Source organism: Methylobacterium sp. J-088 (assembly GCF_022829295.1).
Lineage (GTDB): Bacteria > Pseudomonadota > Alphaproteobacteria > Rhizobiales > Beijerinckiaceae > Methylobacterium.
Map to the genome: position 1 here is coordinate 13,567 of NZ_JAKSYH010000061.1, position 20,804 is coordinate 34,370.

The 20,804-nt window shown below is 68.6% G+C and carries 24 protein-coding genes; 8 read left to right on the forward strand and 16 right to left on the reverse strand.

The window, feature by feature from the left end:
* Window positions 1–13: 13 nt before the first annotated feature.
* From yidC to hemA, 6 genes are all read right to left on the reverse strand, one after another.
* A complete protein-coding gene (gene yidC, locus MKK63_RS07925; RefSeq protein ID WP_244000395.1) occupies window positions 14–1,870 on the reverse strand; it encodes a membrane protein insertase YidC in 1,857 nt (618 codons plus the stop codon).
* Window positions 1,860–2,456 (reverse strand): ribonuclease P protein component, encoded by a 597-nt coding sequence (gene rnpA / locus MKK63_RS07930; RefSeq protein WP_244000397.1) that lies wholly within the window; start codon window positions 2,454–2,456, stop codon window positions 1,860–1,862. Before rnpA ends, yidC begins: the two co-directional genes overlap by 11 nt.
* Before the next feature lie 61 nt (window positions 2,457–2,517).
* Window positions 2,518–2,652, reverse strand: coding sequence for a 50S ribosomal protein L34 (gene rpmH, locus MKK63_RS07935; RefSeq protein ID WP_039893469.1), 135 nt, complete (start codon window positions 2,650–2,652; stop codon window positions 2,518–2,520).
* 168 nt (window positions 2,653–2,820) lie between these two features.
* On the reverse strand, window positions 2,821–3,366 hold the full coding sequence (locus MKK63_RS07940; RefSeq protein WP_244000399.1) for an adenine phosphoribosyltransferase: 546 nt from the start codon (window positions 3,364–3,366) through the stop codon (window positions 2,821–2,823).
* Between the two features lie 160 nt (window positions 3,367–3,526).
* Entirely contained in the window at window positions 3,527–4,324 is a 798-nt protein-coding gene (locus tag MKK63_RS07945; protein WP_244000401.1) for an inositol monophosphatase family protein, read from the reverse strand.
* 165 nt (window positions 4,325–4,489) lie between these two features.
* Window positions 4,490–5,758, reverse strand: coding sequence for a 5-aminolevulinate synthase (gene hemA / locus MKK63_RS07950; RefSeq protein ID WP_409564487.1), 1,269 nt, complete (start codon window positions 5,756–5,758; stop codon window positions 4,490–4,492).
* 341 nt (window positions 5,759–6,099) lie between these two features.
* On the opposite strand from hemA, the gene MKK63_RS07955 reads away from it, so the two are divergent.
* From MKK63_RS07955 to MKK63_RS07970, 4 genes are all read left to right on the forward strand, one after another.
* Window positions 6,100–6,279, forward strand: coding sequence for a hypothetical protein (locus MKK63_RS07955; RefSeq protein WP_244000405.1), 180 nt, complete (start codon window positions 6,100–6,102; stop codon window positions 6,277–6,279).
* An 84-nt stretch (window positions 6,280–6,363) separates the two neighbouring features.
* On the forward strand, window positions 6,364–7,653 hold the full coding sequence (gene murA, locus MKK63_RS07960; protein ID WP_244000407.1) for a UDP-N-acetylglucosamine 1-carboxyvinyltransferase: 1,290 nt from the start codon (window positions 6,364–6,366) through the stop codon (window positions 7,651–7,653).
* 142 nt (window positions 7,654–7,795) lie between these two features.
* Window positions 7,796–8,155, forward strand: coding sequence for a type II toxin-antitoxin system HigB family toxin (locus MKK63_RS07965; protein ID WP_244000438.1), 360 nt, complete (start codon window positions 7,796–7,798; stop codon window positions 8,153–8,155).
* A complete protein-coding gene (locus MKK63_RS07970) occupies window positions 8,037–8,432 on the forward strand; it encodes a type II toxin-antitoxin system HigA family antitoxin (protein WP_244000440.1) in 396 nt (131 codons plus the stop codon). Before MKK63_RS07965 ends, MKK63_RS07970 begins: the two co-directional genes overlap by 119 nt.
* 26 nt (window positions 8,433–8,458) lie before the next feature.
* Here the strand turns inward: MKK63_RS07970 and MKK63_RS07975 are convergent, their stop codons facing one another.
* Window positions 8,459–8,848, reverse strand: coding sequence for a hypothetical protein (locus MKK63_RS07975; RefSeq protein WP_244000409.1), 390 nt, complete (start codon window positions 8,846–8,848; stop codon window positions 8,459–8,461).
* 208 nt (window positions 8,849–9,056) lie between these two features.
* Here MKK63_RS07975 and MKK63_RS07980 point away from each other — a divergent pair, with 208 nt between their 5' ends.
* From MKK63_RS07980 to MKK63_RS07995, 4 genes are read left to right on the forward strand one after another with little or no spacing between them, the layout of a single operon-like run.
* Window positions 9,057–9,506, forward strand: coding sequence for a DUF2948 family protein (locus MKK63_RS07980; RefSeq protein WP_244000411.1), 450 nt, complete (start codon window positions 9,057–9,059; stop codon window positions 9,504–9,506).
* A 19-nt stretch (window positions 9,507–9,525) separates the two neighbouring features.
* Window positions 9,526–10,821, forward strand: a complete 1,296-nt coding sequence (gene hisD / locus MKK63_RS07985; RefSeq protein ID WP_244000413.1) for a histidinol dehydrogenase — start codon at window positions 9,526–9,528, stop codon at window positions 10,819–10,821.
* Between the two features lie 10 nt (window positions 10,822–10,831).
* The gene (locus MKK63_RS07990; protein ID WP_244000415.1) at window positions 10,832–11,314 is read left to right on the forward strand and encodes a UPF0262 family protein; all 483 of its coding nucleotides are present in this window, start codon (window positions 10,832–10,834) and stop codon (window positions 11,312–11,314) included.
* A gap of 23 nt (window positions 11,315–11,337) precedes the next feature.
* Entirely contained in the window at window positions 11,338–11,808 is a 471-nt protein-coding gene (locus MKK63_RS07995) for a low molecular weight phosphatase family protein (RefSeq protein WP_244000417.1), read from the forward strand.
* Window positions 11,809–12,794: 986 nt separating this feature from the next.
* Here MKK63_RS07995 and MKK63_RS08000 read toward each other — a convergent pair.
* From MKK63_RS08000 to MKK63_RS08040, 9 genes are all read right to left on the reverse strand, one after another.
* A complete protein-coding gene (locus tag MKK63_RS08000; protein ID WP_244000419.1) occupies window positions 12,795–13,121 on the reverse strand; it encodes a hypothetical protein in 327 nt (108 codons plus the stop codon).
* Window positions 13,122–13,257: 136 nt separating this feature from the next.
* Complete coding sequence (locus MKK63_RS08005; RefSeq protein ID WP_409564486.1) at window positions 13,258–13,890, reverse strand: transglutaminase-like cysteine peptidase; 633 nt, start codon at window positions 13,888–13,890, stop codon at window positions 13,258–13,260.
* A gap of 187 nt (window positions 13,891–14,077) precedes the next feature.
* A complete protein-coding gene (locus MKK63_RS08010; RefSeq protein ID WP_244000421.1) occupies window positions 14,078–14,329 on the reverse strand; it encodes a hypothetical protein in 252 nt (83 codons plus the stop codon).
* A gap of 58 nt (window positions 14,330–14,387) precedes the next feature.
* Window positions 14,388–16,121, reverse strand: a complete 1,734-nt coding sequence (locus MKK63_RS08015; RefSeq protein WP_244000423.1) for an AMP-binding protein — start codon at window positions 16,119–16,121, stop codon at window positions 14,388–14,390.
* A gap of 44 nt (window positions 16,122–16,165) precedes the next feature.
* Window positions 16,166–16,603 carry a hypothetical protein gene (locus MKK63_RS08020; RefSeq protein ID WP_244000425.1) on the reverse strand — a complete coding sequence of 146 codons (438 nt, stop codon included), beginning with the start codon at window positions 16,601–16,603 and terminating at the stop codon, window positions 16,166–16,168.
* A 14-nt stretch (window positions 16,604–16,617) separates the two neighbouring features.
* On the reverse strand, window positions 16,618–17,397 hold the full coding sequence (locus tag MKK63_RS08025) for an enoyl-CoA hydratase (RefSeq protein ID WP_244000427.1): 780 nt from the start codon (window positions 17,395–17,397) through the stop codon (window positions 16,618–16,620).
* The gene (gene mmsB, locus MKK63_RS08030; RefSeq protein WP_244000429.1) at window positions 17,394–18,287 is read right to left on the reverse strand and encodes a 3-hydroxyisobutyrate dehydrogenase; all 894 of its coding nucleotides are present in this window, start codon (window positions 18,285–18,287) and stop codon (window positions 17,394–17,396) included. Before mmsB ends, MKK63_RS08025 begins: the two co-directional genes overlap by 4 nt.
* A gap of 238 nt (window positions 18,288–18,525) precedes the next feature.
* The gene (locus tag MKK63_RS08035) at window positions 18,526–19,587 is read right to left on the reverse strand and encodes an enoyl-CoA hydratase/isomerase family protein (protein ID WP_244000431.1); all 1,062 of its coding nucleotides are present in this window, start codon (window positions 19,585–19,587) and stop codon (window positions 18,526–18,528) included.
* A complete protein-coding gene (locus MKK63_RS08040; protein WP_244000433.1) occupies window positions 19,584–20,729 on the reverse strand; it encodes an isobutyryl-CoA dehydrogenase in 1,146 nt (381 codons plus the stop codon). The genes MKK63_RS08035 and MKK63_RS08040 overlap by 4 nt, the downstream gene beginning before the upstream one ends.
* Window positions 20,730–20,804: the final 75 nt, after the last annotated feature.

Sequence of the window (20,804 nt, forward strand, 5' to 3'; positions counted from 1 at the left end):
CAGCCCTGGCCCGTCAGCTCTTCGTCGCAGCTGTCTTGGTGCCACCGCGCCGGAACGTCGATCGCAGGTTGTCCCACAACTCAACCTTCACGCCGTTGCGGCGCATGATGATGTATTGCTGCGTCACCGACAGAGTGTTGTTCCAGGCCCAGTAGATCACGAGGCCGGCGGGGAACGAGCCCAGCATGAAGGTGAACACGATCGGCATGAAGGTGAAGATCTGCGCCTGGACCGGGTCCGGCGGCGCGGGATTCATCTTCATCTGCACGAACATGGTCACGCCCATGATCAGCGGCCAGACGCCCAGATGGACGAAGTCGGGCGCCGGGAAGGGCAGCAGGCCGAACAGGTTGACGATGCTCGTCGGATCCGGCGCTGCGAGATCGTGGATCCAGCCGAAGAACGGCGCGTGGCGCATCTCGATGGTGATGAACAGCACCTTGTAGAGCGCGAAGAAGACCGGGATCTGGATCAGCACCGGCCAGCAGCCAGCGACCGGGTTGATCTTCTCCTTCTTGTACAGCTCCATCGTGGCCTGTTGCTGCTTCATGCGGTCGTCCTTGTACCGCTCGCGGATGGCGGCCATCTCCGGCTGCACGGCCTTCATCTTGGCCATGGAGACGTAGGACCGGTTCGCGATCGGCAGGAACAGCAGCTTCAGGCAGAAGGTCACCACCAGGATCGAGACGCCGAAATTGCCGAACAGGTGGTAGAAGAAGTCCAGCGCCCGGAACATCGGCTTGGTGATGAAGAAGAACCAGCCCCAATCGATCATCAGATCGAAGTGCTTGATGCCGAGGTCCTTCTCGTAGCCGTTGATGACGTTGACTTCCTTGGCGCCGGCGAACAGCCGCTGCGTCGCGGTCGCCGAGGCGCCGGCCGCGAGGTTCACGGCGTCGCCGCGCACGCTGGCCTGATAGACGTTGGTGGTGCCGTCGGTCCGGTCGGTGAAGGCACCGGTATAGGGCGTGTCCTGATCGGGGATCGCGGCCGCCGCCCAGTACTTGTCGGTGATGCCGACGAAGCCGCCGCTCACGCCGGTCCAGGCCTTGCCTTTGGTGTTGGCGCCACCGTAGGCGCCCTCCTTGGCAAGCTTGTCGTAGGTGAGTTCCTGCAGGCCGTCGTTGCCGAGATAGCCGATCATGCCCTCGTGCAGGACGTAGTAGCCCTGAGTGTGCGGCTTACCCCAGCGGGAGACGAGGCTGTACGGGTAGAGAGTGATCGCACCCGAGCCCTTGTTCTCGACCTCGTCGCGGATCGTGAACATGTACTTGTCGTCGACTGCGATGATTCGCTTGAAGACGAGGCCGGCGCCGTTGTCCCAGGTCAGGGTCACCGGCATGCCGGGGGAGAGCGTCTTGCCGTCGCTGGTCCAGAGGGTGTCGTTGGTGGGCAGCGGCCCGGCATTCGCACCGACCCAACCGAACTCGGCGTAATAGGGCGTCTCGGTCCCAGCCGGCGAGAACAGAACGATCTCGGGGCTCTTGGGATCGATGGTCTCATGGTAGTTCTTCAGCGACACGTCGTCGACGCGGCCGCCCTTGAGGGCGATCGATCCCGAGATCGCCGGGGTCTCGATGCGGATGCGCGGCGAGCGGGTCAGAGCCGCCTCACGGGAGACCGGGCCACCCTGCGCGGTCGGCAGCGTGCCGGGGACCGGCGCGGCCGGGCCGCCCTCCTTCGGGGATGGCGAGGGCACGCCGTCCGGGGTCACGCCCGGGGGCTGCTGCTGTTGCTGCGCGGCCTTGTTCTGAGCCTCGATCAGCCGCTGCTGCTCCACGCGCGGACCGGCCACGAAGTACTGCCACCCGAGCAGCACCAGCAGCGACAGGCCGATGGCCACGAACATGTTCGTCTTGTCATTGCCCATCAGGGACACCGCCGCACGCGTTCGGAGTGACGTCAGGGCGGACGCCGGTCGCATCGGACCCGCGCGCGCCTGTGATTCGAGGACCTCTGCCGCGCCCGTACGACGCGCCGATGTCGGCTTGGCCGGACGGCGCGGGCTGGCCCGCCTCGTGCGGGAGAGGTGTGGTCGTGGAAGGCCGAGTGCCGGATTTGCCGGATCGCTTGCCGAGGCCCTGGCCGGGCGGCCGGGGGGGGGCCGGGCGCGTCACCGTGGGGAGCGCGCGCCGTAGATCCTCGGCGAGGGTCTCGAACGGCGCATCCAGAGCGGGACGGCGGGCAATCAGCACGATATCGGCTGGCAGGATCGCGAGTTCGCCCGGCAGATCGGCCGCGACCAGGGCCACGACGGCGCGCAGGCGACGGCGGATGCGGTTGCGCTCCGTCGCGTGGCCGACCCGCTTCGTGATGGTGAAGCCGAGCCGGAGGCCGGGCGGTCCATCCGCTGCCCGGAGACGGCCCTGGGCGCTCATCCGCTCGGTGTGGAAACGGCGCCCCTCGGCCGCCGCCAGGAAGTCGGGTCGTTTCGTCAGCCGCTCGATCGTCGCCATCGATGGTCCGATCCCGGCCAATCCCATCCCCCGCGGCACGGCCGCGGAGGGCTATCCCGCCTTAGGCCGACAGCTTCTTGCGGCCGTGGGCGCGGCGGCGCGCGATCACCTTGCGGCCACCGGCGGTGGCCATGCGCGCGCGGAAACCGTGGCGGCGCTTACGAACGAGCTTGCTCGGCTGGTAGGTTCTCTTCATGGCACAGAGCCTTCAAAGGTCGAGGCGCGCTCGCGGGCAGCCGATGCTGCACTCGACCTTCACGCGTCCTGGTTGTTTAAAAACACGAAGGGCGCCCAGGCGGGGCGCCACGTCGCGAGTGGCGGGCTTATGGCGGATGGGTCCGGCGAAGTCAACGTTTGGCGGGGCTCAATGACCCTCGAATTGCATGAGGGTGCGCACCTCGACGCCCATGTCGCGCAGGCGTTGCGCGCCGCCGATCTCGGGCAGGTCGATCACGAAGCAGGCCGCCACGATCTCGGCGCCGATCTTCTGGAGCAGGTTCACGGCCGCGGTCGCGGTCCCACCTGTGGCGATCAAGTCGTCGACCAGCAACACCTTGTCGCCGGGCTTCACGGCATCGACGTGAACCTCGATCTCGTCGGTGCCGTATTCCAGCGCGTAGGCGATCGAAACGGTCGTGTGCGGGAGCTTGCCCTTCTTGCGGATCGGCACGAAGCCCGAGGAGAGCTGGTGCGCGATGGCGCCACCCAGGATGAAGCCCCGCGCCTCGATGCCGGCGACCTGCTGGATCTGCCCGCCCGCATACGGATGCACCAGCGCGTCCACCGCCCGCCGGAACGCCCGCGGGTCGCTCAGCAGGGTGGTGATGTCGCGGAAGATGATGCCGGGCTTCGGATAGTCGGGAATCGAGCGGATCGACTCCTTCAGCGCGACGTGGCGGCGGGCTTCCATGCGTTCGGCCTTCCGTGAGGAACCGCGGGCTTAAAGCAGAAGCCCGACGCCCTGACCAGCGCAAGCATCATCCCGAGAGGTGGTCACCGGCTCTCGGAAAAAAGATGATGCAGCATCAGCGGTTCGGGCATCGTCCCTGGGCCGATGCCCGAACTGAGACTCAGGCCGCCTGGACCTTCTTGAGGAGGGCGAGGAGCTCCCGGTGCAGGCCCTCGTTGCCGGCAGCGACTGACCGCGGCGCCAGCGGCTCGGCCGCACCGTCCGCCGAGGTCACGAAGCCACCAGCTTCACGCACCAGGATCACACCGGCGGCGAAGTCGTAGGTCTGGAGGTCGCGCTCCCAGTAGGCATCGAGGCGCCCACAGGCGACGTAGGCCAGGTCGAGGGCCGCCGAGCCCATCCGGCGGGTGCCGCCGGCCACGGCCATCACGGCGCCGAGCTCGCGCAGCAGGCGCGGATGGCTGCCGCGGCCGAGATAGGGCGTGCCGTAGCCGACCAGCGCGTCCGCCATGTCCTGGCGGCCGGAGACGCGCAGGCGCCGGTTGTTGAGATAGGCGCCCTTGCCGCGCTCGGCGACGAACAGCTCGTCCTTGATCGGATCGAAGATCACGCCGGCCACGATCTGGCCCTCGCGCTCCAGACCCACCGAGACCGCGAAATGCGGGACGCCGTGCAGGAAGTTCGAAGTCCCGTCGAGGGGATCGACGTGCCACGTGTGGCTCTTGTCGGTGCCCTCGATGATCCCGTTCTCCTCCAGCACGAGGCTGTAGCCGGGCCGCGCCTTCATCAGGGCGTCGCGCACCACCTCCTCAGCCTTGCGGTCGGCCGCCGAGACGAAGTCGCCCGGGCCTTTGCGCGAGACCTGGAGGTTCTCGACCTCGCCGAAGTCGCGGCGCAGGCCGCGGGCGGCCTTGCGCACGGCATCGACCATGACGGTCATGAGGGGTGAGGAGATCATTGGTTCGAGACTTTTCGCAGGGGAGGCTTGGCGCCGTCGTTACAGGGCGGCGCCGGAAAAGACGAGATGGGGGCGGGAGATGGGTGGGGTGCCTGCGCGAGGGCGCCGACTCACCCCCCTCCCCCGCACAGGGTGGAGGGAATGGCGCGGCAAGCCTCGAAAAAACTACTCCGCCGCCTCGACGAACACCGTCCCAGCCCGCGGCAGGTCCAGCGTCTCCCAGGTCTCGGTCAGCGCAGCCGTCAGGCGCGCGATATGCGCCGCATCGTGGAACGGCGAGGGCGTGATCCGCAGGCGCTCGGTCCCGCGCGGCACGGTCGGGTAGTTGATCGGCTGGATGTAGATACCGTGGCGCTCCAGCAGGTGGTCGGCGGCCGCCTTGCACAGCTCGGCATCGCCGACCATCACCGGCACGATGTGGGTCTCGGTCTCCAGCACCGGCAGCCCCGCCGCGCTCAGCGCCGCCTTGGTGGCCGCCGCCTGACGCTGGTGCGCCTCGCGCTCCGCTCGCGAATGCTTGAGATACCGCACCGAGGCCCGGGCCGCCGCCGCCACCGCGGGCGGCAGCGCAGTGGTAAAGATGAAGCCCGGCGCGAAGCTGCGCACCGCGTCGCAGAGCGCGGCCGAGCCCGTGATGTAGCCACCGACGCAGCCGAACCCCTTGGCCAGCGTGCCCTCGATCACGTCGATCCGATGCATCACCCCGTCGCGCTCGGCGATGCCGGCACCGCGCTCCCCGTAAAGGCCGACCGCGTGGACCTCGTCGAGATAGGTCATCGCCCCATAGCGGTCGGCGAGGTCGCAGATCGCGCCGATCGGCGCCACGTCGCCATCCATGGAATAGACCGACTCGAACAGGATCAGCTTGGGCCGGTCGCCGGCCTCGCGCAGCAGCACCTCCAAGTGCTGGATGTCGTTATGGCGAAAGATCTTCTTCTCGCAGCCAGAGTGCCTCACGCCCTCGATCATCGAGTTGTGGTTTAAGGAGTCGGACAGGATCAAACAGTCCGGGATCAGCTTGGCGATGGTCGAGATGCCGGCTTGGTTCGATACGTAGCCCGAGGTGAAGACGAGGCCCGCTTCCTTGCCGTGCAGGTCGGCCAGTTCGCGCTCCAGATCGACCAGCGGCGAGGTGTTGCCCGCGATGTTGCGGGTGCCACCGGCGCCGACGCCGCAGCGGGCGGCGGTCTCGGTCATGGCGGCCACCACCTCCTTGTGCTGGCCCATGCCCAGATAATCGTTGGAGCACCACACGGTGATCTCGGCGGTCTTGCCGTCGGGCTGGCGCCACTTGGCGGTCGGGAACCGGCCGGAGATGCGCTCGATATCGGCGAAGACACGGTAGCGCCGCTCACCGTGGAGCTGATCGAGGGCGCCGCGGAAGTAGCGCTCGTAGCCGGACCCGGCGCGCGTCGAGCCCGTGGGGGCGAGCATCGGGCTGGGCATCCGGGTCACGGTCATCGAGCGTCCTTCGCGTGTTCGGCCGCGCGGGCAGCGCCAATCGGCGCCGGGGTCCCGCGATCAAGGTCCGGCCTCGGTCAGTCCTTCGCGTGAGGGGGCAAGATACGCGCGGATCTGGAATTGGTTCAAGGTAAGGTTCCGGCATCTCTGCCCTGCATCCGTTGAGAGGGCAGGCCGGACGCGCTAGCGTTGCACCGGTCTCGTACGCCTCAATAGGGTGCCCGTTCCTTGCGTCTCTCGCTCTCGTCCTTCGCCACCGGCGTTTTTCGCCGCGCCGGGCCTCCCCCGTCTTCCCGGCGACGAAGGGTCGCGCGGTGACGGACGGCAAGAATGTCCGCGCCGAACGGCTGAAGGCCGCGCTCCGGGAGAATCTGCGGCGCCGGAAGATGCAGGGCCGGGGGCGCGCCGAGGCACAGCCGGCGGCCGACGCGGATCAGACCCACGGGAATAACGCCGATTCGAGCGGTCCTGATTCCGACAAATCCGGTCTATAGGCCACGGCCAAGTCTGGGCGCTGCGGCGCCCGCGAGGATTACGGCCGGCCGCGCGCCAGGAGGTGCGCCGCCCGAGGACACAGCATGGACCGCATCCACATCACCGGCGGCGTGCCGCTCAACGGCATCATCCCGATCTCGGGCGCCAAGAACGCGGCGCTGCCACTGATGATCGCGAGCTTGCTCACCGGCGAGACGCTGGAGCTGATCAATGTGCCGCGGCTCGCCGACATCGCGGCCCTGACGCGGATCCTCGGCAATCACGGCGTCGATCACATGGTGGTCGGAAAGCGCCCTGGGCAGACTACCGAGACCGGCCAGACCATCCGGCTCACCGCGTCCAACGTCATCGACACCACCGCCCCCTACGAGCTGGTCTCGACCATGCGGGCGAGCTTCTGGGTGATCGCACCGCTGCTCGCCCGGTTCGGCGAGGCGAAGGTCTCGCTGCCGGGCGGCTGCGCCATCGGGACCCGGCCGGTCGATCTGCTGATCATGGCGCTGGAAAAGCTCGGCGCCGAGATCGAGATCGACGCCGGCTACGTTGTCGCCCGCACCAAGAACGGCCTGCGTGGCGCCGAGATCACCTTCCCGAAGGTCACGGTGGGCGGCACCCACGTGGCGCTGATGGCCGCCGCGCTGGCCTACGGCACGACGGTGATCGAGAACGCCGCCCGGGAACCCGAGGTGGTCGACCTCGCCGAGTGCCTGAACAAGATGGGCGCCAAGATCCGCGGCGCCGGCACGCCCCATATCGAGATCGAGGGCGTGGCGCGGCTCGGTGGCGCCCGGCACGCGGTGCTGCCCGACCGGATCGAGACCGGCACCTACGCCATGGCGGTGGCGATGGCGGGCGGCGACGTGGTGCTGAAGGATACGCGGGCCGAATTGCTGCATGCGGCCCTCGACGTCCTGTCCACGACGGGCGCCGAGATCAGCTCGGTCGAGGGTGGCATCCGGGTGCGCCGCAACGGCGCCGGCATCGCGGCGGTCGATGTCACCACCGATCCGTTCCCGGGCTTTCCCACCGATCTGCAGGCGCAGTTCATGGCGCTGATGACGCTGGCCAAGGGCCAGTCGCATATCCGCGAGACGATCTTCGAGAACCGGTTCATGCACGTGCAGGAACTGGCCCGCCTCGGCGCGAAGATCCGGCTGGACGGCGACCTCGCCATCGTGGAGGGCGTCGAGCGGCTGAAGGGCGCGCCCGTGATGGCTACCGACCTGCGCGCCTCGGTCTCCCTGGTGATCGCCGGGCTCGCCGCCGAGGGCGAAACCCAGATCAACCGGGTCTACCACCTCGACCGCGGTTTCGAGGCCTTGGAGGCCAAGCTCGGCCGCTGCGGTGCGCAGATCGAGCGGGTGCGGGCTTGAAGCCGACCTGATCCCCGCCGACGACGCAACACGCCTTGAGACACGTCTTGTTTCCATTCCGGGAACACAATTGCGTTCGGGTGTGAACGTCGTGGCGCGCTCCGCCCGGGTGGCTTTCTGGAAGTGGTACCCTCGGTCGGAGGTGCCACTCAGAACGGGGTACGATCACGTTGCGAAGTCGCGCTGGACCGGCCCCGCCGACATCAAATCGGCGTTCGGCAGTTCAGTCGATTTCATCGGCGACAATCGAATCATCTTCGATATAGGCGGCAACAAACACCCTCTGATCATCAGAGTGTCTTACACGAGGCGTGCCGGATTAAGTTCATCGGCACCCACAGCGAGTACGATTCCGTCGATTCGCTCATCGTCGCGGTCAGATGATGCAGGGCATCGCGGATACGACGCAGCACGCAAGGCCGGTTGGGAATGTCAGGCCCATCCGCACGCCTGCGGATCATCGCTGGGCACTTGCGAAAGTCGATCGCTACTTCGCGCATAAGCCGGCAGTCGGGACACCAGACGGCGACCGGCTCGAGGTTCTTCTCACCCTGATCGCCGCGGCAGATCCGGTCGAGATCCTGCATGTCGCCATCACCGATCGGGGCCGCTCGCAAAGCGCGTTGGCCCACCTGCTCGGCTCGCGGGCGCGCGCATCCGAGATCCTGAACCGGAAGCGGGCGCTGAGCCTGGGCCAGATCCGGGCGATCAGCGCGGCCTGGAACCTGCCGATCGCGTTGCTGGCAGCCCCGTACCGCCTGGAGGACAACGCGGCCTGAGCGAGCGTTCAGCCGGCCGGATCCCTTCAGTCGCCGATCTGCCCGCGCTTGTAGCCGAAGCCCGGGATCTCGCAGCCGCAGGGCGCCCCGGGCGGTCTGGCCGGCGCCGGGCATGTCCCGCGGGATGTGATGCAGCTGCTGTCGTCCCACCGGCGGCGCGCGTCGGGGTCCCGATACCGGGGTCGATCGTAGGCGCCGTAGGGCGGCGGCGGGGGCGGCGGAATGTTCCAGTCATCGTCCGCCGCCGGCGGCGGCGGGGGCCGGTGGCGCGGCCTGGGCGCGTACTCGTAGCGGCCCAGCCCGGGCTCTCCGTACATGTAGACTTTCGCATCCGGCCCGACCTGAGCGCTTGCCGGGCCTGCGAGCATAGCCAGTGTCAGGGCGGCCAAGGCCGCGTGCGTGATCCGCTTGTCCATCCCATCCTGCCTCGACTCGCTGGCCGGGATCCTGCGCGCCGGTGCTGGCGCGAACCTGTGCCGCGGTGACGACGCGGCGGGATCGTGTTCATGGCTGCGGCCGTTGCCCCGGCGGGGTGGTGCCGCTACCTACGCCCTGCCGCGCAGTCCCGCTCTGCGCCCCCGCTGCCCTCCCACCCGCGCATTCCGTGTTCCCGAGGACCCTGTCATGGAGCTGCTCAGGCTCGCCGCCCTCGACGCCGAGGACCTGACCGTGATCTCCGCGCATCTTCAGGACGCGATCCTGCGGCCGGAGGATCTGACTTACCTCGCCGGCGAGCAGCGGTTCCTGATGGTCGCGCGGCGCTTCGACTGGACGCCCGACGTGCCGCCCCGGCGGCGGCTGGCCGGGCTGCACATCGAGCGCGTCCTGACCGTGAAGACGCGGGGGCTCAGCCAGGACGATGCGATGCCCATGAGCCTGCTCGCCCTGACCTTCACGCCGACCGACACGCCCTCGGGCCTGATCGATCTCGTCTTCTCCGGGGGGGCGGCGGTGCGGCTGGAGGTCGAGTGCATCGAGGTCCGGATGAAGGATCTCGGCCCGGTCTGGGAGGCAGCCACACGACCCGGTCACGATGTCGACCGGCCGGACGTGGCCCCCGGCACAGCGGCCTGAGAGGAGACGGAGAAATCTGATGGTCCGGCTCGATAGCAGCGATCCGCATTTTGCCGCCGATTTCGCGCGGCTCCTCACGGTCAAGCGCGAGATCGCCGAGGACGTGGATGAGGCCGTGCGCAGTATCATCGGTGACGTCGTCGCCCGGGGCGATGACGCCCTGGTGGATTATACGCGCCGCTTCGACCGGCGCGGCCCGGACTTCGCGGCCGCACATCTCCGGGTGACCGACGCGGAGATCGCCGCGGCGGTCGCGGCCTGCCCGTCCGAATCCCTGGAAGCCCTACGCCTCGCCGCGGAGCGGATCGAAAGCTTCCACGCCGCCCAGAGGCCGACCGATCACCGCGCCACCGACGCGCTCGGCGTCACCGCCGGCTGGCGCTGGACGGCGCTGGAATCGGTCGGCCTCTACGTCCCGGGCGGAACGGCGAGCTATCCCTCCTCGGTGCTGATGAACGCGCTCCCGGCCCGGGTCGCCGGCGTGCCGCGCGTCGTCATGGTGGTGCCGACCCCGGACGGTCAGATGAACCCGCTGGTGCTCGCCGCCGCGCAGCTCGCCGGCGTCCACGAGGTCTACCGGGTCGGCGGCGCCCAGGCGGTGGCCGCCCTTGCCTACGGCACCGCCACCATCGCGCCGGTCGCCAAGATCGTCGGCCCCGGCAATGCCTGGGTGGCGGCGGCCAAGCGCCGGGTGTTCGGTCAGGTCGGCATCGACATGATCGCCGGTCCCTCAGAGGTGCTGATCCTGGCCGACGGCCACGCCAACCCGGATTGGATCGCCGCCGACCTCCTGGCCCAGGCCGAGCACGACGTGGCAGCCCAGGCGATCCTGATTACCGACAGCACCGAGCTCGCCGGGGCCGTCGAGGGGGCCGTCGAACGGGCGCTGACCACCCTCCCCCGCCGCGAGATCGCCCGGGCGAGCTGGCGCGACTACGGCGCGATCGTTCGCGTGCGCGATCTCGAAGAAGCGGTGCCCCTCGTCGACCGGCTCGCCCCGGAGCACCTCGAAATCGAGACGCAGGATGCCGAAGCCCTGGCCGCCAAGGTCCGCAACGCAGGGGCGATCTTCCTCGGCTCGCACACGCCAGAGGCGATCGGCGATTACGTCGGCGGGCCCAATCACGTCCTGCCGACCGCGCGCTCGGCCCGGTTCTCCTCGGGGCTCGGGGTGTTGGATTTCATGAAGCGGACCACGATTCTCGCCTGCACGCCAGAGAGCTTGCGGGCGCTCGGCCCGGCGGCGATAAGCCTCGGCCGGTCGGAGGGCCTGGAGGGGCATGCCCGCTCCGTCGCGATCCGGTTGAACCTGTGAGGGGATGGGGATGGCGGAGAAGCAGCGTGGGCCGAACCGCCTCGCGAAGGTGAGCCTCGACGAGGCCTCCATCGCCCGCGGCAACCCGGATCAGGAGCACGAGCGGGCGATCGCGCTGTTCGACATCCTGGAGGACAATGTCTTCACCATCCCGGGTCGGGAGGGGCCTTATGCGCTGACGCTGGGGCTGGTGGAGAACAAGCTGTCCTTCGCGATCACCACGGTGGACGGTGAGCCGGTGATCACGCACCTCCTGTCGCTGACACCGTTCCGGCGGGTGATCCGCGACTACGAGATGATCTGCGAGAGCTACTACAACGCGATCCGCACCGCCTCGCCCTCGCAGATCGAGGCGATCGACATGGGCCGGCGGGGCCTGCACAACGAGGCGTCGGAGACGCTCAAGCAGCGCCTCGAGGGCAAGGTCGATCTCGACCACGATACGGCGCGCCGCCTGTTCACCCTGATCTTCGCCCTGCACTGGAAGGGCTAGGGCGCCTCCCGCGCCGACCGGCGATGGCGGAGTTCCCTCCCGAGACCACCCCGAAGAAGCGGCGGGTCCAGTCCGTCCTGTTCATGTGCAACTTCAACGCCGTGCGCTCCGCCGCGGCGGAGGCGATCGCGCGCGCCTATTTCGGCAAGTCCACCTATGTTCAGTCGGCCGGCGTGCGCTCGGGCGAGCCCACCGATCCCTTCATGATCGCGGCCCTCGACGAGATCGGGATCGACGCGAGCCGCCACCGGCCCCGCACCATCGAGGAGTTGGAGGACTGGGAGGGGCTGAACTTCGACCTGATCATCACCCTGGCGCCGGAGGCTCATCACCGGGCCCTTGCCCTGACCCACACGCTCGCGGCCGATGTCGAGTACTGGCCGACCCCAGACCCGACGCTGGTGCAGGAAGCCTCGCGCGAGCAAAGACTCGAGGCCTATCGGGACGTCCGCGACGGACTGACCCGGCGGATCAAGGCCCGTTTGAAAGCCTAGTGCATCGATCCAGACGGAGGCGTCAGCCGAGTCTGGAAAAATTGATGCAAACCCAAAGAACTCGTGCTCACTCGCATGAACGAAGTGAATGCGTCAGAGCACCAGCGGTGACGAGCTCGGCTGCTTGCCTTCTTCCGGAGACGTGAATGCAGGCTCTGCGGGAGGGCCGATGCCCTTGTGGCGGTCTCCGGGCTCCGGGCGATCAACCGAAAGCTCCGTGGCGGCGGCTTCCCCGCCTTGCGGGCCCCCCGAATCATCCCGCCAAGGCCTAAGTGGCCAAACTCGCGAACAACCTGTCCGCCCCGTACTCGCACGGGTGCAACCACGCAGCTTATGGTTCCTCGAAAGTGTGATAGCGTATACCCCGAGTTCGATTTACCCGTCCTTAAATTCGGTGTGCGCAATGGCAATTCTACGTCCTCTGATATTCTCACTCATACTATATGCGTCGCTCACAGAACCATCGAATTCTCAATGGAGTCCATTTGGTCGAGTACTCGACGTTACGATTACAAATGATTGCGTCAAGACCTTGGGTGAGATCGCTTTGGCGAAGCCGGATGGTATTTTTTATTGTCCGGTACGGGCTCAGGAGATCGATGCTCAGGTCGAGGATGCAAGTCACTTCTATCTCGTTCAAGCCTACGGACAGCTAGCGATCCACAACAGCTCCAGGAAGCTGGCCGATTGCTGGGCGGCCCATCAGCTCGCACGCGCTCCGAACGGCCGGCACTACATCGAACAGTGGATTCGCCACTGGAAGACGTATGGGGTTTGGAACGCGACATACGGTCGACCCGAGCAGAGGATTGCCAACGTTCGAAGCTGCTGCGCCTGCGGGATTTGAACGTGTGGCGCCTTCGGCACAGGAAACACCCGTCGCCCGAGAGCCGAGCCCAACCGCGCCGCCCTCGAGCACGGCTCAAAAACGATGGTGGGTCGCACTCTCGTACGCCGAACCGGAAGACACTGCGGCAGAGAGCGCTTCAGCCGGGAATGCTGATCAGCCAAGCGCGGATGCGGCCAGCGAGAAGCGGCTTGGCCCGGGCAACGTCTTCCTCGTCGAGGAGCGGAGAGCCCGTCAGCGCGGCGAGATAAGCCTCCTCGGGGGTCCGGCAGGCCCGAAAGGCGGCATCCGCCGCCAGATCCCGTGCGGTGAGCGCGGACTGGATCCGGAAGTTACGGGCGAGGCAGTCGCGCCAGAGCGCGTGTCGCGTCGCAGTCTCGCCCGTCGCCCGCGCCGGGCAGGCCATCGCGACGAGGAGCACGGCCATCAGGAGCGGAACCGGCGAAAAGACGCGGGGTTGCGGCATCGATCAGGCACTCCGTCCCTGACCAGAGTGCCGTGGACGCAGTTAGCGCCCGGTTAACACGCACCCCGCTCCGACGCGGAATCTTCGTCCAAAAGCCGGCTTGGTTGGCACAGGTCGGGCCGCGTCGAGAGCCGTCTCAGCGGTTCGCGGTCGTGACCGGAGAGGTGACGCCGCCGAGCGACACCCAGGCGACCGCGTCCTGGCTCTCGCGCTTGATGAACACGTAGCCGGTCCTGTGCCAGGGCAGGATCGCGTTGGTCTTGTTGTCGAGCACCAGATCGCCCCGGTCGGTGATCAGGGTCAGCACGGCGTGGCCCTCGCCCTTCTCGTCGATCACCACGGTCATGCGCATCGCCCGGCGCGGCAGCCCGGCCTCGGCCAGGAGGTGGCGCTTGAGCAGCTGGAAGTCCTCGCAGTCGCCGATGCCGTCCTCGGCCAGGTCCCAGCGGTCGGCCACGTGCAGGTGGTCCTGATCGGTCATCGGCTCCACCGCCTTGTTGACCCGGCGGTTGACCGACACGATCGTCGCCCAGGTGGCGGGCGTGAGGCTGATGCGGGCCGGCTCGGTCCGGTCGACCGCACACTCGGACACGTAGCCCTGGCAGAACGTCACCCAGGCCGCGATCGGCTTCGCATCACCCAGGGTGGTGGCACCGGCCTCCATGGGCAGGCTGGCGAGGGTCTGGGCCTCGGCCGTGGCGGCGAGACCGAGCAGCGCCGCAGCACCGGCCAGCGCCCCCCGAACCATCCTGAAAAGCCCCGCGCCCATCGAACCCGTCCCCGTTGTCGAGGCCAGAATTGCGCCGCAGAGCCTCCGCGGCGCTGAAAGCGATGCGCGCAATTTTATCGATTCGCCGCAGGGCCCCGGGTCATGCGTGACAGCGTCGACGGGTGGCTTGGGAAGCTCGGCAAATCCGCGCTGTCGGCTTCGGGAAACAGAAACCTTGAGGGATCGTTCAAGGCCCCAGAAGCTTCACGAAGGCGGCGCCGGCTCCGAAGAACGCGGCTCCGGCCGCCATCCCGGCCAAGGCGACCTGCCAAGGGGCGAGCGCCCGTTCGCGCTCCAGCTTCGCTGCCTCGGCTATCAACGTCTTTTGTTCGGCGACGAATTTTTGTGACTCGTCCATCGCACGGAAAACGCGCGTGATCTGCTCGGCAAGATCGGGGAGTCCGGCGTTGAGGTCTCGGCCATCGGCCCTGATTCTCAAGCGTTTCGATCCTCATAATCTGAGCACTAACTGACAGGACGGCAAGGACCGACTCCGCTCACCCCGCCGTCTGATCGAGCTTGCGCTCCGCCTCGCCCTTTAGCTCCGGGAAGTCGGCCTGCGTGTAGGCCCGGCCGCGATGGGGATCCTCGGTGATGCCCACGTGCTCCAGGCGACGCAGCTGCACCCGGCGGATCTTGCCCGAGATGGTCTTGGGCAATTCAGTGACAAATTCCAGCGCGCGCAGGCGCTTGAAGGTGGCGAGCCGCGCGTTGGTGAAGCGGAAGATGTCCAGCGCCGTCTCGGGCCCCGCGGAGGCACCCGCCACGAGCGACACGTAGGCCTTGGGGATCGTGTGGCGCATCGGGTCCGGCACCGGGACAACCGCGGCTTCCGCCACCGCCGGATGCTCGATCAGTACGCTTTCCAGTTCGAACGGGCTGATCCGATAGCCGGAGGATTTGAATACGTCGTCGGCCCGGCCCACGAAGGTGAAGCAGCCCTCCCCGTCCACGAAAGCCACGTCGCCGGTGCGGTAGAGGTCGCCCCCCGCCCCCGACAGGTGGCCCTGGCCGTCGTCATAGCCCTGCATCAGGCCCGCGGGGCGATGCGCGCCCAGTTCCAGGCAGACCTCCCCCTCGGAGGCCGGCTGGCCGTCGGCGTCGCGCACGCGCACCCGGTAGCCCGGGAGCGGCCGGCCCAACGCCCCGGGCACGACCGGCTGGCCCGGCGTGTTGGCCATCAGCGCGGTGGTCTCGGTCTGGCCGTAGCCGTCGCGGATCGTGAGGCCCCAGGCGGTCTTCACGCGCTCGATCACCTCCGGGTTCAGGGGCTCGCCGGCCGCGCAGACCTCGCGCAGGGCGAGTCGCTTCCCGGTCAGATCCTCTTGAATGATCATCCGCCAGACCGTCGGTGGCGCGCACAGGGTGGTCGCGCCGGTGCGCTCCAGCTGCGTCAGCAGCGCGGTGGCGTTGAACGGTGCTTGGTTGATCACCAGGATCGTCGCGCCCGCGTTCCAGGGCGCGAAGAACGACGACCACGCGTGCTTCGCCCAGCCCGGCGAGGAGACGTTGCAGTGGATGTCGCCGGGCTGGAGCCCGAGCCAGTACATGGTCGAGAGCGCGCCCACCGGATAGGAGCGGTGGCTGTGGCGAACCAGCTTCGGCTTCGCCGTGGTGCCGGAGGTGAAGTAGAGGAGCAGCGGGTCGTCGGCCCCGGTCGCCGCGTCCGGCGCGAAGGTGTCGGGCGACCCGAACGCGTCGTCATACGTGCTCCAGCCCTCCATCGCGGGGCCGGTGACGATGCGGATCGCATCCCCAATGTCGAGACCGGCAAAGCGCGCGATCTGCTCTGGCCCGGCGACGATCGCCCGGGGGCGGCCGCGGGCGAGGCGGTCGGCGAGTTCGTCGGCGGTGAGCAGCGTGGTCGCCGGGATGACCACGGCGCCGAGCTTCATCGCCGCCAGCATGGTCTCCCAGAGGGCCGGAACGTTGCCGAGGAGCAGGAGCAGGTGGTCGCCGCGCTTCAGGCCGCGCTGACGCAGGTGATTGGCGACTTGGTTGGAGCGCCGGGCAAGCTCGCCGAAGGTCAGGCTCTGCTCGGCGCCGCTGCCAGCCTCGACGATCCGCAAAGCGGCACGGTCCCGGCTCTCGGGGCCGGCGAGGACTGCGTCGAACCAGTCGAGCGCCCAGTTGAACGGAACCGGCTCCGGCCACGCGAAGGCCGAGACGGCGGCGGCGTAATCGGTGCGGTGGGCCAGCAGCAGGTCGCGGGCCTCCTGGAAGCTCGGCATGGTCGTTCCCCCTCCTCGTCGTTGCCTCTCCTGTCCCGGCTTCTTCAGGCCGGGATCAGATCCTCGCCGGCTTCGCCGCGCCCGAGGCGCTGGACCATGGCGGCGTGGAACTCACGGATCGCCCCGGCAATGGCTCCGACGCTGCGGCCGTTGCGGGCGACGTCATCGGCGTTCAGCGCGATCAGGCCGGCCGTATAGCCGGCCTCGTTGTGCTCGAAAGGATTAGCGTAGAGCCATGTCCACCAGTCCCGGGCCGGGATCAGGCTCGCGCCGGGCTTGACCCGCAGGGCCGCCAGGAAGCGGAAGCGGCGCGCCAGTTCCCTCCGCCACACCGCCCGCGTCTCCGGCGCCACGTCGAAGGCCAGCAGCTTCACGAGGTGCTCGTTGATGGTCTCCTCGCGGCCCCGCGCCTTCTGGGCGACGATCGCGCGGGGGAAGGCCATCTCGAACCGGTGTTCCGAATCGTGGTCCAGGACATCCATGGCCTGTTGCCCGTTCAGGTGTTCTCGAACCGGGGCGGTCGCTTCTCCACGAAGGCGGCCATGCCCTCCTTCTGATCCTTGGTGGCGAACATGGCATGGAACACCCGCCGCTCGAAGCGGATGCCCTCTGTCAGCGTGGTCTCGTAGGAGCGGTTGACCGCCTCCTTGGTCATCATGGCGATCGGCAGCGACATTGACGCGATCGTCGCGGCCGCCTTCAGGGATTCGTCGAGGAGCTGGTCGGCGGCGATCACCCGCGAGACGAGGCCCGCGCGCTCGGCCTCGGCGGCGTCCATCATCCGGCCGGTGAGGCACATCTCCATGGCCTTGGCCTTGCCGACGAAGCGGGTCAGCCGCTGGCTGCCGCCGATTCCCGGCATCACCCCGAGCTTGATCTCGGGCTGGCCGAATTGCGCGGTGTCGGCCGCCAGGATGATGTCGCACATCATGGCGAGTTCGCAGCCGCCGCCCAGCGCGTATCCCGCCACCGCGGCGATGATCGGCGTGCGTACGGCGACGAACCGGTCCCAGTCGCCGAACCGGTCGCCCGCGTACATCTCCGCGTAGGTGGCGTGCTGCATCTCCTTGATGTCGGCCCCGGCCGCGAAGGCCTTGGCCGAACCGGTCAGCACGATGCAGCCGATTCCCGGATCGGCATCCGCCTCGGTCGCCGCCTGGATCACCTCCCGGGTGAGCTGGAGATTGATGGCGTTGAGCGCCTTGGGCCGGTTGAGGGTGATCAGCCGGACGCGCCCGCGCGTCTCGGTCAGGATCGTTTCGTATGGGTCGCTCACGACTCGCCTCCCTGCCCGCGCAGCATACGGATGATCGCGGAAAAGTCCTCGCCCCCGTGGCCGGAACTTTCGAACAACCCGTAGAGCTGCGCGGCCTCGGCGCCGAGCGGCGTGGCCGCACCGGAGGCGAGCGCCGCGGCCTGGGCGAGGCGGAGGTCCTTGAGCATCAGCGCGGCGGCAAAACCCGGCTTGTAACTGTTGTTGGCCGGAGAGGTCGGCACCGGGCCCGGCACCGGGCAGTAGGTGGTCAGCGACCAGCACTGGCCCGAGGAGACCGAAGCCACGTCGTAGAGCGCCTGATGCGACAGGCCGAGTTTTTCGCCCAGCGCGAAGGCCTCGCCAACGGCGATCATCGAGATACCGAGGATCATGTTGTTGCAGATCTTGGCCGCCTGCCCGGCCCCGGCCGCGCCGCAATGGAACACGTTCTTGCCCATCGCCTTCAGCAGCGGCTCGGCCCTGGCGAAGGCCGCTTCGGCGCCGCCGGCCATGAAGGTCAGCGTGCCGGCCTTGGCGCCGCCGGTTCCCCCCGAGACCGGTGCGTCCACCGACAGGCAGCCCCGCGCCTCGGCCAGTGCATGGGCCCTGCGGGCGCTCTCGACGTCGATGGTGGAGGAATCGATCAGCAGCGTGCCGGCGGGCACGGCTTCGACGAGTTGCGTCCAGACCTCGATGACGTGCCGCCCGGCGGGCAGCATGGTGATCACGACGTCGGCGCCCTCGGCCGCCTCCAGGGCCGAACCCGCCACCGTGACGCCCGCGGCGCGGGCGGCCTCCAGCGAGGCCGGCACCAGATCGAAGCCACGCACCGTATGCCCCGCCTTCACGAGGTTGGCCGCCATGGGGCCGCCCATGTTGCCGAGACCGATGAACCCGATGGTCTGCGCCATCCAACCCTCCCTGTCTTGTATCTCGCCCCTACCCACTTCAACGGCAGCCTGACCGGTCTATGACGGGCTCGACGCGCCCCCTCTCCCGTGCGGGAGAGGGTTGGGGTGAGGGATACGCCCTCTCCGGAAAAACCTGATCCCTTACCCTGTCCCTCTCCCGCACGGGAGAGGGGACCCGCGCTCCTATGAAGATCCGGGGGCAGCGCCCCGGAGCCGGGCTGGGGCGAGCGGCCTCACATCACACCGCACCCGTCCGCGACTCCGGAAAAACCGGATCCGCGCGCCGCTCGAGCCAGCGGGCGATCCGGGCGGGGTCGACGGCGTCCAGGGTCGGCGGGTTCCAGCGGGGGGTCTTGTCCTTGTCGATCACCGCGGCGCGGATGCCCTCGCGGAGATCGCCCTCCGCCAGGACGGCGAGCGAGGCATGGAACTCGCGCTCCAGGCAGGCCTCCAGCTTCGCGGAACCGCGGCCGAGGCGCAGCAGGCAGAGCGTGAGGACGAGGCTCGTCGGCGCCTTGCTCAGGAGGGTTTTTCGCGTCGCGGCGGCGAAATCCGAGCCGTCGGCGGCGAGGGCCGCCAGGATCTCATCCACGAGGTCGAAGGCGAAGCACCGGTCGATCACGGCGCGATGCGCCGCGAGCGGGGTCGAACCGGGATCCTGCGCGAGGCGCACGATGACGTCCCGCACGCCCGCATCCCCGGCATCCGGCGGGAGCGCCGAGAGCGCGTCGATCAGGTCGGGGAGCGCCGCAGAGGGCACCATGGCGTCGGCGAAGTTGCAAAAGATCGCGTCGGCGGCACCCATCGGCTCGCCGGTGAGGCCGAGGTAGGTACCCGTCTCGCCCGGTGCCCGCGGCAGCAGCCACGTGCCACCGACATCCGGAAAGTAGCCGATACCGGTCTCCGGCATGGCGACGCGGGAGCGCTCGGTGACGATCCGGTGGGCGGCATGGCCGGCGAGCCCGACGCCGCCACCCATGGTGATGCCGTCCATCACCGCCACGAACGGTTTTTCGTAACAGGCGATGCGCGCATCGAGCCGGTACTCGTCCCGCCAGAATTGTTCCGCCGCGACCGTGTCGGTGCTGTCATAGAGGGTGCGCAGATCGCCGCCGGCGCAGAGGCCGCGCTCGCCTTCGCCGGTGAGCAGCACCGCGGCGAGGCCCGGATCCGCCGAGAACTGGTCGAGCGCTTGGTCGATCTCACCCACCATCCCGTGAGTCAGGGCGTTCAGGGCCTTTGGCCGGTTAAGCCGCAGGCGCCCCAGGGCGCCGACGCGCTCGACGATCATGTCGCTCATCGGTGCCCCCCGGTCATCGCGCGGGCGATGATCACCCGCATGATCTCGTTGGTGCCCTCCAGGATCTGGTGCACGCGCAGATCCCGAACGATCTTCTCCACGGCATACTCAGCGAGGTAGCCGTAGCCGCCATGCAGTTGCAGCGCGTCGTTCGCCACCGCGAAGGCCGCGTCGGTGACGTGGCGCTTCGCCATGGCGCACAGCTGCGTGGCGGTGGGGTCCTTGGCGTCGAGCGCGGCGGCCGCGTGGCGCAGGAAGGTGCGCGAGACTTCGAGGCTGGTCGCCATATCGGCGAGCCGGAACTGCAGCGCCTGGAAGTCGGTGAGCTTAGCCCCGAAGGCGCGCCGGTCGCTCATATAGGCGAGCGCCTTATCGAGGGCGGCCTGCGCGCCGCCGAGCGAGCAGGCGGCGATGTTGAGCCGGCCGCCGTCGAGACCGCTCATGGCGATACGGAAGCCCTGGCCCTCCGCGCCGAGGCGGTTGCCCGCCGGCACGCGGCAGCCGTCGAAGCGCACCGCCCGGGTCGGCTGGGCGTTCCAGCCCATCTTGCGCTCCTCGGCCCCGAACGACAGGCCGGGCGTGCCTTTCTCCACCACCACGGCCGAGATGCCCCGCGGGCCGGCCTCGCCGGTGCGGACCATGCAGACATAGAGGTCGCTGACGCCCGCACCCGAGATGAACTGCTTCTCGCCGGTGAGCACGTAATGGTCGCCGTCCCGCTCGGCGCGGGTGCGGAGCGCCGCCGCGTCGGAACCCGAGCCCGGCTCGGTGAGGCAGTAGCTCGCGATGGTGTCCATGCCCATCAGGGCCGGGAGCCAGCGGTTGCGCTGGTCGGCGTCGCCATAGGCGTCGATCATCCAGGCGCACATGTTGTGGATCGACAGGAACGCCGCCACGGTCGGGCAGCCGGTGCTCAGCGCCTCGAAGATCAGGGCGGCGTCGAGGCGCGACAGGCCGGAGCCGCCGACATCCTCGCGGACATAGATGCCCGCCATGCCCAGCGCGGCGGCTGCCCGCAGGGTCTCGATCGGGAAGGTCTTGTCGCGGTCCCAGTCGAGGGCGTGGGGGGCGATGTGCTCGGCCGCGAAGCCGAGGGCCATCTCGCGGATCGCGGTTCGATCCTCATCGAGCCCGAAACTCATGGGCGTGGCTCCGAAAGTTCAGACGGACGCTTTCCCCTCCCCCTTGCGGGTAGGGGTCAGGGGTGGGGGTGGTGC